Annotated in this window: 18 protein-coding genes; 5 read left to right on the top strand and 13 right to left on the bottom strand. The window is 48.1% G+C overall.

Annotated elements, in window-relative coordinates; all coding sequences use genetic code 11:
* Nucleotides 1–28 precede the first annotated feature (28 nt).
* The 8 genes from ACHZA1_RS12470 to alaS all read right to left on the bottom strand — a co-directional run bounded on the left by ACHZA1_RS12470 (nucleotide 29) and on the right by alaS (nucleotide 8,839).
* Nucleotides 29–1,624 carry a M56 family metallopeptidase gene (locus tag ACHZA1_RS12470; protein ID WP_320052204.1) on the bottom strand — a complete coding sequence of 532 codons (1,596 nt, stop codon included), beginning with the start codon at nucleotides 1,622–1,624 and terminating at the stop codon, nucleotides 29–31.
* Nucleotides 1,625–1,730: 106 nt separating this feature from the next.
* Entirely contained in the window at nucleotides 1,731–3,032 is a 1,302-nt protein-coding gene (locus tag ACHZA1_RS12475) for a M56 family metallopeptidase (RefSeq protein WP_320052205.1), read from the bottom strand.
* Nucleotides 3,029–3,400: a BlaI/MecI/CopY family transcriptional regulator gene (locus ACHZA1_RS12480; RefSeq protein ID WP_320052206.1), complete on the bottom strand. Its 372-nt coding sequence runs from the start codon at nucleotides 3,398–3,400 to the stop codon at nucleotides 3,029–3,031. Before ACHZA1_RS12480 ends, ACHZA1_RS12475 begins: the two co-directional genes overlap by 4 nt.
* A gap of 163 nt (nucleotides 3,401–3,563) precedes the next feature.
* Nucleotides 3,564–4,505 (bottom strand): EamA family transporter, encoded by a 942-nt coding sequence (locus ACHZA1_RS12485; RefSeq protein ID WP_320052207.1) that lies wholly within the window; start codon nucleotides 4,503–4,505, stop codon nucleotides 3,564–3,566.
* A 6-nt stretch (nucleotides 4,506–4,511) separates the two neighbouring features.
* Entirely contained in the window at nucleotides 4,512–5,177 is a 666-nt protein-coding gene (locus ACHZA1_RS12490; protein WP_320052208.1) for an SDR family oxidoreductase, read from the bottom strand.
* Nucleotides 5,178–5,518: 341 nt separating this feature from the next.
* Complete coding sequence (locus tag ACHZA1_RS12495; protein WP_320052209.1) at nucleotides 5,519–5,848, bottom strand: type II toxin-antitoxin system RelE/ParE family toxin; 330 nt, start codon at nucleotides 5,846–5,848, stop codon at nucleotides 5,519–5,521.
* Nucleotides 5,838–6,044, bottom strand: a complete 207-nt coding sequence (locus ACHZA1_RS12500) for a hypothetical protein (RefSeq protein ID WP_320052210.1) — start codon at nucleotides 6,042–6,044, stop codon at nucleotides 5,838–5,840. Before ACHZA1_RS12500 ends, ACHZA1_RS12495 begins: the two co-directional genes overlap by 11 nt.
* Before the next feature lie 176 nt (nucleotides 6,045–6,220).
* Nucleotides 6,221–8,839, bottom strand: a complete 2,619-nt coding sequence (alaS, locus tag ACHZA1_RS12505; RefSeq protein WP_320052211.1) for an alanine--tRNA ligase — start codon at nucleotides 8,837–8,839, stop codon at nucleotides 6,221–6,223.
* A 237-nt stretch (nucleotides 8,840–9,076) separates the two neighbouring features.
* On the opposite strand from alaS, the gene ACHZA1_RS12510 reads away from it, so the two are divergent.
* The 5 genes from ACHZA1_RS12510 to ACHZA1_RS12530 all read left to right on the top strand — a co-directional run bounded on the left by ACHZA1_RS12510 (nucleotide 9,077) and on the right by ACHZA1_RS12530 (nucleotide 13,362).
* Entirely contained in the window at nucleotides 9,077–10,078 is a 1,002-nt protein-coding gene (locus ACHZA1_RS12510) for a M23 family metallopeptidase (protein ID WP_320052212.1), read from the top strand.
* Complete coding sequence (locus ACHZA1_RS12515) at nucleotides 10,075–11,046, top strand: M23 family metallopeptidase (RefSeq protein ID WP_320052213.1); 972 nt, start codon at nucleotides 10,075–10,077, stop codon at nucleotides 11,044–11,046. The genes ACHZA1_RS12510 and ACHZA1_RS12515 overlap by 4 nt, the downstream gene beginning before the upstream one ends.
* A gap of 10 nt (nucleotides 11,047–11,056) precedes the next feature.
* Complete coding sequence (locus ACHZA1_RS12520; protein ID WP_320052214.1) at nucleotides 11,057–11,395, top strand: MerR family transcriptional regulator; 339 nt, start codon at nucleotides 11,057–11,059, stop codon at nucleotides 11,393–11,395.
* 90 nt (nucleotides 11,396–11,485) lie between these two features.
* Nucleotides 11,486–12,586, top strand: coding sequence for a Nif3-like dinuclear metal center hexameric protein (locus ACHZA1_RS12525; protein WP_320052215.1), 1,101 nt, complete (start codon nucleotides 11,486–11,488; stop codon nucleotides 12,584–12,586).
* A 2-nt stretch (nucleotides 12,587–12,588) separates the two neighbouring features.
* A complete protein-coding gene (locus ACHZA1_RS12530; RefSeq protein WP_320052216.1) occupies nucleotides 12,589–13,362 on the top strand; it encodes a C4-type zinc ribbon domain-containing protein in 774 nt (257 codons plus the stop codon).
* A 285-nt stretch (nucleotides 13,363–13,647) separates the two neighbouring features.
* Here ACHZA1_RS12530 and ACHZA1_RS12535 read toward each other — a convergent pair whose 3' ends face one another.
* The 5 genes from ACHZA1_RS12535 to porV (ACHZA1_RS12555) form a co-directional block, all read right to left on the bottom strand.
* Nucleotides 13,648–14,457, bottom strand: a complete 810-nt coding sequence (locus tag ACHZA1_RS12535) for a TPM domain-containing protein (RefSeq protein WP_320052217.1) — start codon at nucleotides 14,455–14,457, stop codon at nucleotides 13,648–13,650.
* Nucleotides 14,458–14,475: 18 nt separating this feature from the next.
* Entirely contained in the window at nucleotides 14,476–14,925 is a 450-nt protein-coding gene (locus ACHZA1_RS12540) for a TPM domain-containing protein (protein WP_320052218.1), read from the bottom strand.
* Nucleotides 14,926–14,979: 54 nt separating this feature from the next.
* Nucleotides 14,980–15,570: a LemA family protein gene (locus ACHZA1_RS12545; RefSeq protein ID WP_320052219.1), complete on the bottom strand. Its 591-nt coding sequence runs from the start codon at nucleotides 15,568–15,570 to the stop codon at nucleotides 14,980–14,982.
* A gap of 365 nt (nucleotides 15,571–15,935) precedes the next feature.
* Entirely contained in the window at nucleotides 15,936–17,084 is a 1,149-nt protein-coding gene (gene porV, locus ACHZA1_RS12550) for a type IX secretion system outer membrane channel protein PorV (RefSeq protein WP_320052220.1), read from the bottom strand.
* A 285-nt stretch (nucleotides 17,085–17,369) separates the two neighbouring features.
* A complete protein-coding gene (gene porV, locus ACHZA1_RS12555; RefSeq protein ID WP_320052221.1) occupies nucleotides 17,370–18,485 on the bottom strand; it encodes a type IX secretion system outer membrane channel protein PorV in 1,116 nt (371 codons plus the stop codon).
* Nucleotides 18,486–19,978: the final 1,493 nt, after the last annotated feature.

Consider the following 19,978-nt stretch of genomic DNA (forward strand, 5'->3'; position numbering starts at 1 on the left):
GCGGGAAATGCTGGTGACTTGTAAAAGGTTACTTGTAGCCGGTAACTGTAGGGCCATCAAGAGTTGTTGGAGTAGTTACCCCATTCTTCAGTTTGATGTTAACTATTCCGTTTTTTGATTTATCTCCATATTTGGCGCACGAAGCAGCATCCTTATAGATGGATATTGACTTAATGTAGTGAGTGTCTATTGTGTTAACATCTCCTGCATACTCTATCCCATTTATGGTATACATGGGTTTGTTTTTACTGTCTATGTTTACCGTGTTTTCGGAGGGTATAGTTATGGTTGTGCTTGTGCTAACTTTTTTACCTTCTAAAACAAATTTAACAGGCAAAACAAACACTACGTTTACCTTTTTTCCTTTTTGCTTACCAGGTGTCCAGTCGGGCATTAGCTTGGTAACGCGTATGGCTTCTTCGTTGAGCAATGGATGCGCTTCGTGGATAACTTTAGTTTTAGTAATCTTCCCTTTTTTGGTAACAACAAACTGAACATATACGGTTCCCTGTATATCCTTTTCTGCAGCTTCTTTCGGATACTGGGTGTTCATTGCTAAGAACCGCATCATCTCGCTTTTGCTTGATGACTTTTGCTTTCCGAAGTAGGGCATTTGTTCTACGACTTGGAATTCCTGAGTTTTGTCCTCTTTTTTGACGGTGGATGGGGTAGCTTTAGCCTTTGATGGTTGCTTTTGTACCGATGCTTCCGATGAGGTCTCGTTGCTGTTGATGGAGCGGTTCACTCCCATCTCAACGGTAAAGGAGGTTAGCGAAAGCGCAGCCACAAAGGCAGCAGGAACGAGCAGGCTCTTTACGCGGAGCCATGTTGAATTACGATTCTTGTTCATCATTTTAATGCGTTTTTTAATAAGGATCAAACTGAAGTGGTTTACTGGAACAACCTCGCGCCCAACGGTGGCGTTTACCAGCGATGCTTGGTACTCGTAGGTGCTCACCCCGAGGTCTATCACGGCGCGGTCGGCCGTGTACTCGTGATTCTCGGTAATAAGTTTCTTGAGCATCCAGGATGCCGGGTTAAACCACTGGAACACCGTGAATAGCTCGCCCAAGAGAAGGTCGATGGAGTGCAGCTGCCGGCTATGCACGCGCTCGTGGAGCAGCATCTTGGTAAGGTCGCGATGGTCGATTAGATTTTCGGGGAAGACAATCCACCCGAAGAAGGCAAATGGGGCGATGGCCGCACGGGTCACCTTGATATTATAGCTATCGATAGTATAATCGTTGGAAGTGGCGATGATGTAGAGTACGCGGGCGTAGGCCCCCATCATCCGCAAAAGAAAGATGGCAGCACCGGTAAGGTAAATGGTAAGGATGATGGTGGTGGGATCTCCCCATCCGCTGCTGGCGGTTGCTGTGCCTTTGGCCGTGACCACCAGCTCGGGTAGGCTTATGGTGTAGGTTGGAGCGATAACGGCTACAGGCTCGCTGCTCCACTGCGTGGTGAGTAGGGGAACAAAGATGCTCCAGAGTACGGCGCCCATTAGGTAGAAACGGTTGCGGGCAAACGAATGGTCGGCGGCGAGGGCTGCCTTAAAGAGCCCCATTAGCAGCAGGATGCTGAGCGCAACCTTGGCTAGGTAGATTAGAAATTCGGTGGTCATGGTCTGGTTTAGCGTTACATGTGTATGTCGAGTGTATATCGAGAATCGCAAGAAGTAAGAAGCCGCCAGAATGCTGCTGGCGGCTTGCCTGTATTAGCAATTTGTTTTATTGAAGCTTAAACTTAACAGGCATGGTAAATTCTACTCTAACCGCTTTACCATCTTGTTTACCTGGAGTCCATTTAGGCATTAGCTTAGCAACTCTAACAGCCTCCGCATCGAGCAATGGATGTTTTCCTCTTATAACTTTAACATCCTTGATAGAACCATCCTTTTCTACAACAAACTGAACGAAAACAGTTCCTTGTATGCCTTTCTTAGCAGCCTCTTCAGGGTATTGGGTATTCTTTGATAAGAATTCCATCATAGCTTTTGTTCCTCCTGGGAAGGAAGGCATTTGCTCTACGGCTCGGTATGTTCGGTTGTTGTTCTCTTTTTTATTGGCTGGTGGAGTAACCTTAACCTTTGATTGTTGCTTTTTTACCGCTGCTTCCGATGAGGTCTCGTTGCTGTTGTTGGAGCGTTTTACTCCCATATCAACGGTAAACGATGTTAGCACTACTGCAGCCACAAATGCCACAGGAACGAGCAGGCTCTTTACTCGGAGCCATGCCGAATTACGATTCTTGTTCATCATCTTAATGCGTTTTTTAATAAGAATTAGGCTAAAGTGGCTTACCGGAACAACCTCGCGCCCAACGGTGGCGTTTACCAGCGATGCCTGATACTCGTAGGTGCTCACCCCGAGGTCTATCACTGCACGGTCGGCCGTGTACTCGTGGTTCTCGGTAATAAGTTTCTTGAGCATCCAGGATGCCGGATTAAACCACTGGAACACCGCGAATAGCTCGCCCAAGAGGAGGTCGATGGAGTGCAGCTGCCGGCTATGCACGCGCTCGTGGAGCAGCATCTTGGTAAGGTCGCGATGGTCGATTAGCTTCTCGGGGAAGACAATCCACCCGAAGAAGGCAAATGGGGCGATGGCCGCACGGGTCACCTTGATATTATAGCTATCGATAGTATAATCATTGGAAGTGGCGATGATGTAGAGTACGCGGGCGTACGATCCCATCATCCGCAAAAGAAAGATAGCAACACCGGTAAGGTAAATGGTGAGGATGATGGTGGTTGGGTTGCCCCAAGCGTTGCTGGCAGTTGCTGTGCCTGGGGCCGTGACCACCAGTTCGGGTAGGTTTATGGTATAGGTTGGTGCGATAACGGCTACCGGATTGCTGCTCCACTGCGTGGTTAGTAGGGGAACACAGATACTCCAGAGTACAGCTCCCATTAAATAGAAACGGTTGCGGGCAAAGGAATGGTCGGCTGCGAGGGCTGCCTTAAATAGCCCCATCAGCAGCAGGATGCTGAGCGCAACTTTGGCTAGGTAGATTAGGAATTCGGTGGTCATGGCTTTTCCCTGTTTTTCTGAATCATGTCGAGAATATCCTTAAGGTCTTCCTCGCTGAGGTTTTCGTTGCGGGCAAAGAACGACACCACGTTTTTATACGAGTTGCCGAAGTAGCTGCTCACAAATCCCGAAAGGAACTGGGCGGTGTACTCTTCCTCTTTTATAATGGGGAAGTATACGTTTACGTTGCCAAAGGTTTTATGGTCTACATAGCCCTTTGGTTCTAAAATCTTAATCACGGTAGCAAGGGTGTTGTAGTGCGGCTTCTTTTTGTCGGGGTAGTTTTCCATGATGTCCTTAATGGCGCCTTCGCCCGTTTTCCAGATGGCCTGCATTACCTTTTCTTCTTGTCGTGTTAGCTTTTCCATTGTTGATTCTAATTATTCGATGGAACAAATGTATACTATAAAAATAGTAATTGCAACTATTTTTATAGTAATAATACGGTAGCGCTAGTTCTTTTATGAAAATAGTGATGCTGCACCCCGAAATGGGGTGAATGGGGGCGTGCGTGTTCTTGTCGGCGGAATTTTAGCGGGTGCCTTGCCGGCTGTTTCCCCTTCGGGTGAGGTAGGTGTAGGCAATGCTGGTGCCAATAATGAGGATGACTCCCACTACGGCCAGCAGGCTGTAGCGTTCGCCAAGGAAAATGAGCGCCAGCATCGACCCAAAGATGGGCTCGAAGTAGGCGAGGAGCGGGGCCAGATCGGGGCGCACGGCGCTAAATCCCTTAAAGTAGAAGATGCCCCCAATGGCGGTTGCCAGTACGCCAAGCCCGGTTGCTGCGGCAAGGTTGTGGGGGGTAAACGAGATGGGGAGCAGGAATGCCGCCGGGAAGAGGAGCGTAAAGCCAACCAGCGCTCCGCTAACGAGGGTGTGCTCGGCATCGATGCCGCTGCCCTTCATGGCTCTCACCTGCACCATCAGGATGCTGAAGAGGAAGCCGGAGGCTACCGCCGAAATCAGCCCGATGAGGTTCAGCTTGGCGTCCGACAGGGTGGAGGCTACCACCAGCAGCAGCCCCAGCAGGTTGATGGACGACGAGATGTAGTATCGCCTGCCAAACTTCGAGCGGTGGAGGCTGGGCATGAAATATCGGCGTATCATCTTTTCGATAAACGGCAGGTAGATGGTGGCGGTGTAGAGCATCACCACGCTGAGGCCAACCGAGAAGCGGAGCGTGCCCATGACGTAGGTGGCCATCACCAGCGCCGACACCAGCCCCGTGAGCAGGTACACCTTGGGCGATGCCTTTATGGCGCTCCAGTTGCGGCTAACGTACTGCTTGGCTTCATTCTTTTTGATGATGAGCTGCAGCAGCAGGATAGCCAGCAGCCCGGCTAGGGCAAATCCGTAGCGCATCAGCAGGATGTTTAGCGGATGGGTGCCCTGCACGAAGTTGGCGAAGGTGCCCATGGAGCCCATCAAAAGGCATCCGATGAAGAGCAGCGTGGCTCCTTTGCTGTTGCTCATGGCCTTTTAGATGGGTAAGCTAAAGTAGCCGTCGAGCACCAGCTTGGTGGGGATCACCTTCATCTTCGAAACGTTGTAGACGAGCTCGGCCACCTCGTTGGGGTCGATAAAGGCCTGCACCCGCTCCTCGAAGTACCTGCGCTCGTCGGCGCTCACGCCAGCCCAGAGGGCGGTTTCCACCGGGCCCAGCTGCAGGTTGAAGACGTTCATCAGCCCCTGGCGGCCGTAGCGGGCATTGTAGCTCTTGGCCAGGTTGTCGATGTAGGCGAAGCTGGCGCCGTAGTGCGGGGCCGAGGGCAGCCCGAAGTCGGCGCTCTGCCCCAGCAGGTTCACCAGCAGCCCACCTTTGTTGAGGTGCCTTTTGGCCAGCGTGAAGATGGCCACGTAGCCGCGCAGGTAGCGCTCCATCATGGCGTAGTCGTCCAGCGAGTCGAGGCTGGTGTTGATGTACGGGAACGAGGCCGTTACGATGAGGTCCAGCGGCCCAGCCTGGGCGAATACCGCCTCTATCGCCTCAATGCAGGTGATATCGAGCTGGAATGATGTTCCGGCAGGCAGGTTATCCCTTTTCGACCGGTAGGTGTAGCAGATGTCGTACTCGCCGCCGAGCCGCTCGATGATGCAGCGGCCCATATCCGAGCCTGCACCTACCACCAACGCTTTCTTCTTCATATTTTCGGGGATGATGTCGGTGCAAGTATAGCAAGAATTGGGGATGTTTTTTTACTCTTTTTAAAGGAATGGCCCAGCATGCGCACATACAACCCTGCGCGCCATCGCCGGCAGCCCTGTATGCGTACATATTGGGCTGCCGCAGGTTTGCAGCAGCCCAATATGCATACATATTTCGTTGCCGCAGAGCTGCAGCGCCCTATTATGCATGCATAATTCGTTGTCGCAAATCTGCAGCGGCCAATTATGCATGCATAATTGCGAAAGCTGCCTTTAAATGTTCGGGGGATGTGTGAAAATGGTCGGGAATAAACGGCGTAGGGGCGAAATATTTTTCGCCCCTACAATTCAATGCAACCTAGGATATCCCTAATTTCTGCATCAGAAATTGCTTCTTTTTCCGATTTGTCGAATATCGAAAGAAGGTAGACTTGCTGGTTTTCGATATGTACGTAGGTGATAACTCGGGCACCTCCCGATTTTCCTTTATGCTTAGAGGCAATTGCGATTCTTACCTTATAGCAATTGGGGATTAGCTCAACTCCCTGAGTCGGGTTTTCCTCTAGTTTTTCAATAAGCGAGAGGAGGTCGGATTTGAGTGATGGGTACTTTTTGGCAAGCTTCTTTGCCTGCTTTTCGAATGTAGGAGTTGTCGAAATGCTATAGCTCATCGAGAAAATCTTTGGCGCTTCGGCTTTTCTTGTAGCCTGCCTTGGCCTCGTTCACGTAGTCTACCGAATCCTTGAGGTCTTCCATTTGCTCCGCCTTTTCTTTTGTCAGCGGGCTAACCTTTACGAACGAAAAGTTTTTTAGGAGTTCGAGGATGAAGTCAACCTTGCTATCCTTTATTTCGATCAGGAGTTTCATTGTTTCTAGTTTTGAGCTACAAAAGTAGCGAATAATTCTGCTAAATGCATGTTGGCAGGTTGAGGCTGAGCGGGTACGAAAAAAATCCCGCCTCCATTGCTGGGGCGGGATTTTATCTAATGTAGGGGCGAAAAATCTTTCGCCCCTACATTAACGTTTTATTTCGCGTCTACAAATTATTTTGTTCCTAGCTCCACCGCCTTGGCAATGGCCTTGGCGATGCCTTGGGCGTTCTTTCCGCCTGCTTGGGCAAAGAAGGGCTGGCCGCCGCCGCCACCTTGGATTTCCTTGGCGGCCTCGCGGATGATCTGTCCGGCATTTACCCCCTTATCCTTGATTAGGGCATCGCCGGCAGCAACGGTAAGGCTGGGCTTGCCGTCGTTCACCGCACCTATTACTATAAGTAGATCGGCATGTTCACCCTTTAGCTGGAAGGCAAGATCCTTGATGGCATCGGGGCTAAGGGCAACCTCCTGGGCAAGCACCTTTGTGCCGTTTACCTCGGAGATCTTCGCCTTAAGCTCGCTCTTCAGCGCCACCACCTTTTCGCGCATCAGCGCATCGATGGTTTTGCGGAGCTCGGTGGCCTCGTCGATCAGCTTCTTTAGCCCTGCCGATAGGTTGGCGGGGTTATTCAGCAGAGCTTTTACCTCCTTTAGCGATTCTTCCTGGCTGTAGATGAGTTCCTCGGCACCCCTTGCGGTAACCGCCTCGATGCGGCGTACGCCTGCAGCGATGGCACTCTCGCCCGTTATCTTGAAGAGACCGATCTGTCCAGTTGCAGGAACGTGGGTTCCGCCGCACAGCTCAACCGACTCTCCAAACTGGATCACGCGCACCTTATCGCCGTACTTCTCGCCGAATAGCGCCATGGCGCCTAGCTTCTTGGCTTCCTCAATTGGTGTATCGCGGTGCTCCTTTAGCGGGGTATTTCTGCGGATGAGCTCGTTTACGATGCGCTCCACCTGCATCATCTCCTCGTCGGTTACCTTCTGGAAGTGCGAGAAGTCGAAGCGAAGCCCCTCTGGTCGAACCAGCGATCCCTTTTGTTCAACGTGGGTTCCAAGCACCTGGCGAAGCGCGAAGTGGAGCAGGTGGGTTGCCGAGTGGTTGTTGGCGGTGGCCGTGCGGGCCTCCATGTTTACCACGGCGTGGAAGTTGGCCGATGCATCCTGCGGAAGCTTATCGGTGATATGTACAATAAGGTTATTCTCCTTAACGGTATCGATGATGGCGATCTTCTCGTTTTCCGACTCGATGTAGCCCGAGTCGCCAACTTGGCCGCCGCTCTCGCCGTAGAATGGGGTGCGGTCGAACACCAGCTGGTACTGGATCTTATTCTTGCTCTTCACGGCGCGGTAGCGGGCAATCACCACGTCGGCTGTATTGTTGTCGTAGCCGATAAACTCCTCGGAGTCGAACTTGCGCAGCTCCACCCAGTCGTCGGTTTCAACGGCAGCGGCGTTGCGCGAGCGGTTCTTCTGCTCCAGCAGCTCCTTCTCGAAGCCTGCCTTATCTACGGTGAATCCCTTCTCGCGGGCAATTAGCTCGGTAAGGTCGTAGGGGAATCCGAAGGTGTCGTTGAGGATGAAGGCTGTTTTGCCGTCAATCTGTTTTTTGCCTTCAGTTTTTACCTTTTCGATGATGGTGTCAAGATGGCGAATACCCGTTTCGAGGGTGCGCAGGAAGGCGGCCTCCTCCTCTGTGATTACCTTCTCAATAAGCGCTTGCTGCGACTTCAGCTCAGGGAACTGTTCGCCCATCTGCCCAACCAGCGTTGGCAGCAGCTTGTTGATGAATGGCTCGTTGAAGCCAAGGAAGGTGTACCCGTAGCGAACGGCACGGCGAAGGATACGGCGGATAACGTATCCGGCCTTAACGTTCGATGGCAGCTGGCCGTCGGCAATCGAGAAGGCGATGGCTCTGAGGTGGTCGGCAATAACGCGCATGGCGATGTCGGCCTCCTTGTTTTCGCCGTACTTCTTGCCCGACATCTCGGCAAGCTTCATAATCATTGGCTGGAATACGTCGGTATCGTAGTTGCTCTTCTTGCCCTGTAGGGCCATGCAGAGGCGCTCGAATCCCATGCCGGTGTCAACATGCTTGGCAGGTAGCAGCTCTAGGTCGCCGTTTGCCTTGCGGTTAAACTGCATGAACACGTTATTCCATATCTCGATTACCAGCGGATTATCCTTATTAACAAGATCACGACCGGCTACTTTAGCCCGCTCGTCGTCATCTCTTAGGTCGATGTGAATCTCTGAGCAAGGGCCGCAGGGGCCGGTTTCTCCCATCTCCCAAAAGTTGTCCTTCTTAGATCCGGGTAGGATTTGTGCTTCCGGAAGGTACTTCTTCCATATGTCGAGGGCCTCGGTGTCGGCATCCATGTTGTCGTCCTTGCTGCCACCAAAGTACGAAGCGTAGAGCCTATCCTTAGGCAGCTTGTACACGTCGGTTAGCAGCTCCCAAGCCCAGGCAATGGCCTCCTCCTTAAAGTAGTCGCCAAACGACCAGTTGCCCAGCATCTCGAACATGGTGTGGTGGTAGGTGTCGTGGCCTACCTCTTCGAGGTCGTTGTGCTTACCCGATACGCGAAGGCACTTCTGCGAGTCGGCTACGCGAGGGAACTTAGCGGGTTGGTTGCCCAAAAAGATGTCCTTAAACTGGTTCATTCCAGCGTTGGTGAACATCAGGGTGGGGTCGTTTTTTACCACCATAGGAGCCGAAGGCACAATTTCGTGCTGCTTCGAGCGGAAGAAATCAAAGAATGTTTTTCTAATGTCATTCGAATTCATACAGAATCGACTTTATTTCAATTTTACTTCAATTCAAGAACAGATAATCAAGAGTTTCGCAAGTTACCTTTTAGCAGAGCCGCTGCAAAATAGGTAGGCGAACCACTGTATAAGGGGCATCTCAACGCTGCCATATTTGCAGGAGATGGATCCTAAAACGAGGTTGTAAAATTAGTTTATTTCCGCTAGATTTGTCGCCCATCCAACCAATTTGTTCACCAACCAAACCACGGTATAATGGCTAAAATACAATATCGATTTAATCCCGAGACGCTCACATTCGATATCGTAGCCATCCCGTTAAAGACCCGTTTTGCCAAAGGATTGGTCACCTTTCTGGTGGGATTTGCCATCGCATCTGTTTTTATGGTGTTTTACGGGCTCTTCTTCGATACGCCAAAATCGCATAACCTACGCCGTCAGAACGCCGAGCTACGGGTGAAGTACGATCTGCTCAACAAGCGATTCGACGAGGCAGACCGCATCCTCACCGACTTGCAGGAGCGCGATAACACCGTTTACCGCTCCATCTTTGAGCTGGATATCATCCCCGAGCAGGTTCGTGAGGCTGGCGCAACTTCGTCCGAGAAGTATGCGAAGCTTGCGGGATACGAGAATTCGGACATATTAATAGGTACGGCAGAAAAGTTGGATATGCTAACCCGCAAGGTTTACCTTCAGTCTAAATCGTTCGATCAGGTTGCCATGCTCGCTAAGAGCAAGGAGAAGATGATGCTCTGCGTACCCGCCATCAATCCGGTTGCGCTAAAAGGAAGGCTTAGGTTAATGGAAAACTTTGGTGGACGTATCGACCCTGTTTACCACCGCTGGGCCTACCACGAGGGAATTGATATATCAGGACCAATGGGTACTCCGATATATGCTACCGGAGACGGAGTTGTAGAATCAACCGAATATTCGTTTAGAGGATACGGTAATCAAATCCTTATCAGCCACGGATTCGGATACCACACGCGCTATGCTCACCTTACAAAGGTGTTGGTTGCTCCCGGTCAACGTGTTAAGCGTGGCGAGAGGATTGGGCTAATGGGAAGCACGGGAAAATCTACAGGAACACACCTACACTACGAAGTCATAGTACGTGGGCGTCCTGTGAATCCGCTAAACTACCTTAGCCGCGACATGGACCTAGATGAATACGAAAGCATCGTCGACAATGCCCCAAAGGCGAAAAGTGCCGGAAAGGATCTTTCTAAAACGAAAAGGAGAAGAAGATGAGCAAGCACAAGTACCTATTCAACCCCGAGTCGTTGAACTACCAAAAGGTGGGGACAACGCTAAAGAAGCGGATTGTTCGTGCTGCTGTAATTCTTGTCACGGCAGCCGTTATTTCGACCATCTACTATACGGTATACTCGTTCTTTTTCGATACGCCTGTCGAGAAGAAGCTAAAGCACGAAAATAAGCTGCTCAGCAAGCAGTACCGCGAGCTCGACAAGCGCTTCGATAAGTTGCAAAGAGTGCTGGGCGACTTGCAAACTCGCGACCAAAACATCTACCGGGTTATTTTTGAAGCCGAGCCCTACAAGGACAGCGTCTTTTTGGCAGGAGGAAACTATGCCCTAAGGATAGAGGAAATAGAGGGTAAGGACAATAACGAGCTAATCGAGCAAAGTCAAGCCACGTTAGCGTCGGTAAATGCAAAACAGGTACCTATTGATCTGGCGCTATTAAAGCGCGTAGAGGCAATCTCGCATGCCAAATCCGACGCTATTCGGTTTATTCCCTCGATAATTCCTCTTGAGCAAAAGGATATACGGCAGCTAGCAGCACCAATGGGAATTCGCATACACCCCTTCTACAAAACGCTAAAGCCTCACGATGGTGTCGATTTTGCATCGCCTGCAGGATCGCCAGTTTTGGCAGCTGCTGATGGGGTTGTTGCTAAAACCGACAGCCGACGTTCTAGTGGGAACTCAATACTGATCAACCACACCAACGGGTATAGCACCTTCTATGCCCATCTTGGAAAAATCGGAGTTCGAAATGGACAACGCATAAAGAAAGGGATGGTAATTGGCACGGTTGGCAGCTCTGGAATGAGCGTTGCACCTCATCTTCACTACGAAGTTTTAAAAAATAATCGTCCAGTTAATCCAGTGCATTTCTTTTTTGCCGATATTAGTCCAACCGATTACCACAAGCTTATCCAAAAGGTAAGTCAGAGTGGGCAAAGTTTAGACTAAATTATACGCGATGCCTTACAAGGAAAAAAAAGTTGAAAAGTTGTTCTACAGCATCGGAGAGGTATCCGAGATGCTGGGAGTTAACCCTTCGCTTATCCGTTTCTGGGAGAAGAATTTCACCATTATTAAACCTCAGAAAAACAAGAAGGGGAATAGGCTATTTACCGTAAAGGATATAGAAACCCTAAAGCTCATCTACCATCTGGTAAAGGAAAAGGGGATGACCCTCGAAGGGGCTCAAAAACGGCTAAAGGATAACAAGGAAGGCGAGGATCGCAGCTTCGAGGTAATCGATCGCCTTACAAAAATCAAGGAAATGCTGCTCGATGTTAGCAGCAGGCTTCCCTAAAATTCACGTTGATTCTGTCAATGATGATGCACGCCTGCATGCCGAGGTGCGTCTTGTTGCATCATTCCAGCAAATAAAATCTATTAAAAGATGACAGTAAATGATGTTGCCCGAATTGTAGAGCAGCTGGCGCCTCTTGGCTACCAGGAGAACTACGACAACTCTGGATTGAGCGTTGGTTCTCCTTCTATGGAGGTTTCCTGCATCCTTCTTTGCTTCGATGTTACCGAAACGGTGGTGGATGAAGCCATAGCGTTAGGCGCTAATCTTATCATCTCGCATCATCCTGTTATCTTTTCGGGGTTGAAGAGCATTACTGGACGTAGCGCAGTTGAGCGCATCGTGCTCAAGGCAATCCAGCACAATATAGCGCTTTACGCAGCCCACACCAACCTCGACAGCGTTCCTGGGGGCATAAACGATAAGCTATGCGATATCTTGGGGCTTAAAAAGCGTCAGGTGCTTAGTCCGCTAAAGGGGCAGCTGGTAAAGGTGGTAACCTTTGTACCTCACGAGCAAGCGTCAACAGTTCGCGAGGCGATGTTTGCTGCTGGAGCCGGAGGTATTGGCCGCTACGATTGCTGCAGCTTCAGCTCCGATGGGAGCGGATCGTTTAGGGCATCCGAAGGGGCCAACCCTTTTGTTGGCGAGATAGGGCAGCTACACGTCGAACCTGAGGCTCGCATTGAGGTTGTCTGTCCTCGAATCCGTATAAATGGAGTTGTAGCAGCAATGGTTGAGGCTCATCCATACGAGGAGGTGGCGTACGACATCATCCCTCTTGAAAATGACTACCCGAAAGTTGGCTTAGGAATGGTTGGCGAGCTAGAAGCGCCCGTTGACGTCTCTGATTTCCTCGAAATGGTTAAGGAAAAGCTTGGTTGCTCGGTGCTGCGCTTCTCGAATCCCCATAAATCTCACATCAAAAAGGTGGCAGTGTGCGGTGGTAGCGGTGCCTCATTCGCCAGCTTAGCCATCGCCAAAGGAGCCGATGCACTGGTGACTGGCGATGTGAAATACCATAGCTTTCTCGACTACCAGAAAACGCTTTTGCTAGTCGATGCCGGTCATTTTGAAACAGAGCAATTTGCTATTGGTGTTTTTTATGACTTTATTCGAGAAAAAATAGCTAATTTCGCGGTTTACAAGACCGAACTAGTTGATAACCCAGTAAAATACTTATATCGCTGAATATGGCAACAGAAAAAAACAAAGCCCTAGATGCCAACGAGCTTTCGATTGAGGAAAGACTCAGAACGCTTTATGAGCTTCAGGTTGTAGATTCTGAAATTGACAAAATCATAACTCTTAGGGGGGAACTTCCTCTTGAAGTTCAAGACCTCGAAGACGAAATTGAAGGTTTAGATACGCGCGTACGAAATCTCGAAACCGAAATTCTGAACCTCGAAAGTCAGATTGCCAAAAAGAAATCAGACATTGAAATCTCGAAAGGGTTAATCGCAAAGTACGGCGAGCAGCAAGATAACGTTCGCAACAACCGCGAGTTCGAATCCCTAGCAAAGGAAATCGAGTTTCAAACACTCGAAATAGAGCTTGCCGACAAGCGTATTCGGGAGTTTACCATTCAGGTTAAAGAAAAGCGTCGCCTTATCGAAGACGCTAAGACGCACATGCAAGAGCGTGCCGTTGACCTGGAAAATAAGCGCCACGAGCTTGACGAAATCACCTCGGAAACCCAGAAGGAGGAGAACGACCTCCGCGATCGTTCGGAGCAGCTTCAGCAGCTTATCGAGCCCCGTTTGCTTTACGCCTACAAGCGTATCCGCTCGAACGCCCGCAACGGCTTGGCCGTGGCCACCGTAAAGCGTGATGCCTGCGGGGGGTGCTTTAACCGTATTCCACCACAGCGCCAGCTCGACATTAAGCTCAGCAAGAAGGTTATCGTTTGCGAGTACTGCGGGCGTATCTTGGTTGACACCTCGCTATCTGGCGAGGAGGTTGAATAGCCCAATCCAGCATGATATAGGCCAAGGCTGCTCCTTCAAGGGCAGCCTTTGTTGTTGGGTAGCAATCGCTATGCTTTTTAGGATGAAGTGCCTTGGGGGCTGCTTTTGCTGGGCATAGTTCCATTCCAACAATGAAACAGGTTTCCGCTGGTAGCGGAAGCTCATTTCATCCTTGAAATAGAAATCCGCAGCCAGCGGAAATCCATTGCATCGTTGTAATGGATTGCCGTTAGCTGCGGACGTGCACTTTTATGCTGTAAGCTTACTTGTGCAATTAGCATTCAGCTACCAGTCGCCGCCAGCACCGCCGCCGCCGAAGTCGCCGCCGCCAAATCCGCCGAAGTCGCTTCCTCCGCCTCCGCTGAAGTCGTTCCATCCGCCCGAGCTGCGCCCACCACCAAAGCCGCTGCCCATGCCCATCAAGAGGAGCCACCAAGGGAGGCTGCTCGCGTGGTGCCCCGCCGAGCTGTACACCGATCCTGCATTTCTTCGGGCACGCCCCAGCGCCGCAATAGCGCCAAATACGATGGCGATTATCAGGAACACCAGCAGGGAGGACAATGGCGAAACCTCTTTTCCTGCCCCCTTCTTGTCGGCTTTGTACTCGCCTCTCGCCATCTGGATCAGGGCCGTTGTGGCTTCGTCTAGCCCCTGGTAGTACTGCTTCTTCTGAAATGCAGGGATGATCACCTCGTCGATTAGCCTGTTGCTTCGGGCATCGGTAATTGCACCTTCCATCCCGTAGCCGGTAGCAATAAAGACTTTCCCTTTTTCGCTGCCCGCTTTGGGCTTTACCAGGATAAGGATGCCGTTGTTCTTGCCTTTTTGTCCGATTCCCCACTTGCGCCCTAGGGCAAAAGCGTACTCGCTGATGTCGTAGCCATCAAGGGTAGGTACGGTTACAATGGCAATTTGGGTAGATGTCGTGTCGTTGTAGGCCCGGAACTTCTGCTCCAGCTGCTGCTGCTCCTGAGGGGTAAGCATGTTGGCAAAGTCGTTTACCATCCTAGGTGGATTTGGCTTCTCGGGTAGGTTTTGCCCCAACGCCGAAAATGCCGAAACCAAGACGAATAGCAGCGTATGTAGTACTCTCATTTTGTTTAGATTTAGTTGCTATTCCATCGAATCGCCAAAGGATATTTCATCGGAAAGCTCGTTGACATCGTCACTTGCTCTGGGAAAATGCTTCTTGAGCTGCTCTCCGGCAAGGAGTAGCCCTTCGGTAAGCCCCTCGGTAAGCCGTCCCTCCCTGAAGTTGCCTGCCATCTTCTCCTTAATGCACTCCCAAAAAATCGCGGGAACTTTTTGGTTGATTCCCGCGTCGCCAATAATGGCAAACTTGCGGTCGGCGGTGGCAAGGTAGACGAGCACCCCGTTCCGAAGCGCTGTTTTGTGCATGCCAAGCTCTGCAAAAACCTTTGCGGCTCTATCTAGCACGCTTTTCTCTTTGCAGTGCGACTCGATATGAACCCGAATTTCGCCAGAAGTGTTAAGCTCTGCCGCCTTGATGGCGCCGACAATCGCTTCTTTCTCCTTTTCGCTGAATAGCTGCTGGCTTTTCATTGTAAGATGTTGAAAGAGCAACCCCACGAAAAGAGGTTGCTTGTTGTTATGCTGTTAGAACTTAACTTGTGGCGCTTTCTCGGCACCCTTGTCGGCTTCGAAGTAGGCAGCCTTCTCGAAGCCAAACATCGATGCAAATATCATTTGAGGAAATTTGCGGATGGTTTTATTGTAGATTTTCACCTCCTCATTGAAGTCGTTACGGGCAACCGTAATCCTGTTTTCAGTCCCTTCAAGTTGAGATTGAAGATCGAGAAAGTTTTGGTTAGCCTTTAGGTTTGGGTAATTCTCGGCAACAGCCAACAATCTTCCTAATGCCGATGAAACCTGATTTTGGGCGGCTTGGAATTGCTGAATACTCTTAGCATCGAGGTTTTCTGGGCTAACCTTTACTTGAGTTGCACTTGCCCTTGCTTCCATAACTTGAGTTAGCGTCGATTTTTCGAAATCGGCATACCCCTTAACAGTATTCACCAAGTTTGGTATAAGGTCCGCTCTTCTTTGGTACTGGGCTTCTACCTTCGACCATTGTCCCTTAACATTCTCGTCTAAAACTACGAGCCCGTTGTACGAATTTTTAAACCATAAGAAGATGATAAGAACAAGCACTGCAATTGCAGCTAACACTATCCACGTCTTTTTCATTTTGTCGTTTTTATTTTGCGTTAACAGGGGAAAAGATAAGCAAAATGCGTGCAACATTTCAACATTCTAGGTTTTGCCGGCAAAATATTTTTCAAGTGTGTATTTCGATGGAAGGAGCATTCTCCTCAGGGTGATCAATCTTGCTTTTAAGGGGAATTAGTCCTATTCGTAGTAAGGCAGCACGCCATTTTGGCAGAGATGCTGCTCAATAAGCTAGCGGTTGTTTCCATGTGCTGTAACGTTCGTATATAAGTTCTTTCCCTCCATTACTGATGGTAATCCGATTGAAAAACAGATTTAAATGCCATGTAATAATAAAGAAAGCCCGGCATATTATTGCCGGGCTTTCTTCCTATGCTTTAATTCTAGCGATGCCTTCTTCCTCCTCGTGATCGACCTCTTCCGCGGGAGCTACTGTATTTGTCTTGTCCCAGTTCAGTTCCAATTGTTATTCTAAAGGTGTTTGCTAGAGGGTTGTTTGCGCTATTGGATGTTGCCACTAGGTAGGCAACATCCAATACGAAAAGGTTATACTTTAGCCCTCCGCCAACTGTAAAGAACTTTCGGTTTCCCTTGTTTTTTGATTCGTTGAATGTGCCAACTCGTAGGCTAAACGTGTTGTTGAAGGTGTATTCGGCCCCTAGCGAGAAGGAAAACTCGTTCAACTCCTCTTTCATTCCACCAGGAGCATCTCCAAACGAGCTGAAAATGCTGCTCACAACGCTTTTATTCGCATTTAGATTATTCCCTTGTGCATCGTATTTGGGTGTAGGAACAAGTAACTTCGAAGTTTCAACGAGGCCTGATATTTTATGCGTCCGGTTGGCGATTATTGAGTATCGGCCCCCTATGCGTAAGGTTGTTGGTAAAAACGACTTGGCATTTTCGTTGTCGCTGTATGAAATTTTTGAGCCAATGTTAGATATCGACATCCCGAATGCAACTTCAGCATCGTTATACCCCATTCGTACCGATTTTTCCAGGTAAAGAGATATGTCTGCAGCAAAGGAACTCGCTTTTTTTGTTTCCACAGCATTCTCGGCGTAGCCTCCTGTAAGGTTGGAACTAATATATCTAAAGCCAATTGCCGATGATAGAATGTCATTTAACCGACGGGTATAAGCAGCGTCAAGTGCAAATTCGTTTGGCTTAAACTGTTTCTGTAAGGTATTCGAATTATCGGTGAACTCTACTTCACCAAGCGAGAAGTACCTTAGAGAGGCGCTTACTGATTGGTTGTTGTCAATTTTGTAGTAGCCGGCAAGGTTGCTTAGGCTTATTCCACTTATGATATTTCTGAGCCACGGGGTGTACGAAAAAGACACCCCCATCTTAGGATCCGCAAAAATGTACTTTGCAGGATTCCAGTACTGCGAGTTATTGTCGGCACCACTTGCTACTCCCTGATCCCCACAACCTGCCGCTCTGGAGTCTGGCGTTATGGTCAAAAACGGTGCAGCAACTCTAATCGGATTGAACTCTCGTCCAATTATATCCGATTGAGAAAACCCCATGTTTGTTAATAAAATTCCCCCGATAACACACACGCCAACAGCAAACTTCCTTAACATCCCCTTAAACCATATTTATAAACCATAAAAATAGTTTTTTCTTTTAATTAACAATGTCTTTTTTGCATAACTAGTTAGTAAAAAAGTAATACCGATTGCCTACGTTGTTGAATTACAAGAAAAAGGCAGAGAGTAACAATCTTACATTCTCTGCCTTTTTTATAATCTTTGATTCGAAGAAACACGCGGATCTCTTAGACCTTTATTTTACATAGGGCATTTTAAATCCTACTTTGGTATTTGAAATCCCAATGAAAATCTGAAAGTATTATCAAGAGGGTTGTTTCGACCTCCATTAGATGGTGCTAGGTATGAGGCATCAATAATGAACATCTTATAGTTAATTCCGAAGCCAAAGGTGTAGAACTTTCTATTGCCTTTCGTTTCTGCCTCATGAAAGTATCCTGCGCGAAGGGCTATAGTATTTGCATAGCTATACTCTGCACCGATTGAGTAAACAAATTCTTTGAGTTCTTCCTTAAATCCTCCTGGGGCATCACCAAACGAAGAGAAAATGCCATCGAGTACTCCTTTATTGGCGTTTTTGTCAACTCCGTTCTCGATATCTGGGGTTGGGACAAGCAGCTTAGATGTTTCAAGCAAGCCTGATACTTTACTTTTCTCACCAACACAGCGGGTGTAGCGAACCCCAACTCTTAAATTTGTAGGGATGAAGGATTTTTCTCCTACGTTGCTGTAGGAAACTTTTGGACCAATGTTAGAAATGTTAACGCCTAAAGCGTACTCATTTTGACCAACTACTTTTTGATAGTAAAGAGCAATATCTGCAGCAAATGCAGATGCGGCTTTTGTGTCAATATTTAAATCTGGAATGGCATTGTTTCCCGTTAAATCTGATCGTAAGTAGCGGAATGCAATAGAGGCAGATAGGGATTCTGCTAGTTTTCGCGAATAGGCAACATCAATAGAAAATTCATTTGGCTTAAAATCGGTAGTGATATTCCCGTCATTACCTGTGAATGTAATATTCCCTAAAGAAAAATAACGTAAGGAAGCGCTTACGGTTTGTTTGTCATCTACTTTATAATAGCCCGACAGGTAGTGTAAACTTATATCGTCAGTAATGTTTTTAAGCCATGGGGTGAACGAGTAAGATCCTCCGTATTTGCCATTTGCAAAAGCGTATTTGGCAGGATTCCAGTATTGAGAGTTGTTGTCGGGGCTTGTTGCGGCACCTTGATCTCCATAGCCTGCAGCTCTTGCGTCTGGTGTAATGGTTAAAAACGGAGCACCAACGCTTATCTGGTTATCTTGTCCAAATAGGTTCGATGCAGAAATCAAAAAAGAGCCGAATAGAAAAAAAGGCCGTAACTTTTTATGCATTATTTTCTTTTTTATATTAATGGGGTAAAATTAAATCAAATTAATTGGAATTAGAAACCTCTCCCTTGTTTGTTTATGGATTTCATGTAAAAGAAATTGTTTCCTCATGGTCACATGCAACTCGTATGGCAAACTTTCAGCTACTTTGGTGAATTCCTGCATTCATGCTCGTTTCGCTTTTATAGCTGATAAAAATGCTATATTCACCTCTTTGATATACCATAATAGGCCCAACCAATAGGAGCTGTGGGGGGCGATAGCGGTTTTCTGCAGCCCCGAAGTAAATGCTTAAGGATAAAAACCACCCTTCTGCGTACGCTATTGGTCGCTATGCCAGAATGCATTTATATGCTAGCAAAGAGGCATTGTGACGTATAGTGGCGTTTTCGTGCATAGCACATTAAAAACGAAGAAATATTAATGTCTATAGGGCGTGCAGGTGCAGTCTTCGGTTGCTCGTTATGTTCCAATTTGTTAGTGTGATAGGATGACGACGTTCTTTTATTTGTGTTGATGCGTTTTTACTTGGTGATGTCTCGTATATGGTTATGTTATGGAGAAAACTTGCAATAGAACTCTGATGGTTTTATAAGAAGCCCTGTGGTTGCTCAAAAACAATTATGCAGGATGAGTAATTTAGGGTATTTGCAACTTGCATTTAGGCTATATGAGACTAGTATGCTCGACGGGGCTGTTGCTGGCCATATCGTGATGTTCTTTTACGTGTAATGTGTTGTTTATATGTTTATTTGCTGGCGTTTGTGTCCTAATTTAATTCAGTAAGTTGCTGAATTAAGCTCAGTAGCTTACTGAATTCATCGCAGTAGGTTACTGAATTAAGCTTAGTAGCTTACTGAATTCATCGAAGTAAGTTACTGAATTCAGCTTAGTAGCTTACTGAATTCATCGAAGTAAGTTGCTGAATTCAGCTTAGTAGCTTACTGAATTTATCGCAGTAGGTTACTGAATTCAGCTTAGTAGCTTACTGAATTCATCGAAGTAGGTTGCTGAATTAAGCTCAGTCGCTTACTGAATTCATCGCAGTAAGTTGCTGAATTAAGCTTAGTCGCCTACTGAATTTATCGCAGTAGGTTACTGAATTAAATTCAGCCATCTGTTGAATTTAATTTGCACCCGAAACGTGCTACGCACAAGATTTTTTTAGAAATCAACTTATCTTCGGATGTTTGCACAAGATTTTAAGGCACAAACCGATCTTTCAATGTGTTTTTTAAGGGCCTAAATCATTAGTGAATCATGGCACTAGCAGGTGAAATGCCACGAATGGAGGGTGATTTGTTATTGTTGGCAGTTCTACAATAAGCCGAAGGGAGGACAGTCAAAAAAATTGCTTTCACGATTTAGTTAATGCTGTATTCATCCAAAGTCTCTTAAAGGGAACTTTAGGGTAACTCAACAATAATGGGAGAAGTCCGGATCATCATTCGGCATGTTACCGTTCACTTGTTCTTACACTGCTTTTCAAGAGTTAG

The organism is uncultured Acetobacteroides sp. (assembly GCF_963667355.2).
In the GTDB taxonomy this organism is placed as follows: domain Bacteria; phylum Bacteroidota; class Bacteroidia; order Bacteroidales; family ZOR0009; genus Acetobacteroides.

Excerpts from the sequence above, each read along its gene's own strand:
- ACHZA1_RS12470 (WP_320052204.1), bottom strand. The coding sequence starts at position 1,624 with ATGACCACCGAATTTCTAATCTACCTAGCCAAGGTTGCGCTCAGCATC.
- ACHZA1_RS12485 (WP_320052207.1), bottom strand. The coding sequence starts at position 4,505 with ATGAGCAACAGCAAAGGAGCCACGCTGCTCTTCATCGGATGCCTTTTG.
- ACHZA1_RS12500 (WP_320052210.1), bottom strand. The coding sequence starts at position 6,044 with ATGAAACTCCTGATCGAAATAAAGGATAGCAAGGTTGACTTCATCCTC.
- ACHZA1_RS12525 (WP_320052215.1), top strand. The coding sequence starts at position 11,486 with ATGACAGTAAATGATGTTGCCCGAATTGTAGAGCAGCTGGCGCCTCTT.
- ACHZA1_RS12490 (WP_320052208.1), bottom strand. The coding sequence starts at position 5,177 with ATGAAGAAGAAAGCGTTGGTGGTAGGTGCAGGCTCGGATATGGGCCGC.
- ACHZA1_RS12480 (WP_320052206.1), bottom strand. The coding sequence starts at position 3,400 with ATGGAAAAGCTAACACGACAAGAAGAAAAGGTAATGCAGGCCATCTGG.
- ACHZA1_RS12545 (WP_320052219.1), bottom strand. The coding sequence starts at position 15,570 with ATGAAAAAGACGTGGATAGTGTTAGCTGCAATTGCAGTGCTTGTTCTT.
- ACHZA1_RS12510 (WP_320052212.1), top strand. The coding sequence starts at position 9,077 with ATGGCTAAAATACAATATCGATTTAATCCCGAGACGCTCACATTCGAT.
- ACHZA1_RS12475 (WP_320052205.1), bottom strand. The coding sequence starts at position 3,032 with ATGACCACCGAATTCCTAATCTACCTAGCCAAAGTTGCGCTCAGCATC.
- ACHZA1_RS12540 (WP_320052218.1), bottom strand. The coding sequence starts at position 14,925 with ATGAAAAGCCAGCAGCTATTCAGCGAAAAGGAGAAAGAAGCGATTGTC.
- porV (WP_320052221.1), bottom strand. The coding sequence starts at position 18,485 with ATGCATAAAAAGTTACGGCCTTTTTTTCTATTCGGCTCTTTTTTGATT.
- ACHZA1_RS12515 (WP_320052213.1), top strand. The coding sequence starts at position 10,075 with ATGAGCAAGCACAAGTACCTATTCAACCCCGAGTCGTTGAACTACCAA.
- ACHZA1_RS12495 (WP_320052209.1), bottom strand. The coding sequence starts at position 5,848 with ATGAGCTATAGCATTTCGACAACTCCTACATTCGAAAAGCAGGCAAAG.
- ACHZA1_RS12520 (WP_320052214.1), top strand. The coding sequence starts at position 11,057 with ATGCCTTACAAGGAAAAAAAAGTTGAAAAGTTGTTCTACAGCATCGGA.
- ACHZA1_RS12530 (WP_320052216.1), top strand. The coding sequence starts at position 12,589 with ATGGCAACAGAAAAAAACAAAGCCCTAGATGCCAACGAGCTTTCGATT.
- porV (WP_320052220.1), bottom strand. The coding sequence starts at position 17,084 with ATGGGGTTTTCTCAATCGGATATAATTGGACGAGAGTTCAATCCGATT.
- ACHZA1_RS12535 (WP_320052217.1), bottom strand. The coding sequence starts at position 14,457 with ATGAGAGTACTACATACGCTGCTATTCGTCTTGGTTTCGGCATTTTCG.
- alaS (WP_320052211.1), bottom strand. The coding sequence starts at position 8,839 with ATGAATTCGAATGACATTAGAAAAACATTCTTTGATTTCTTCCGCTCG.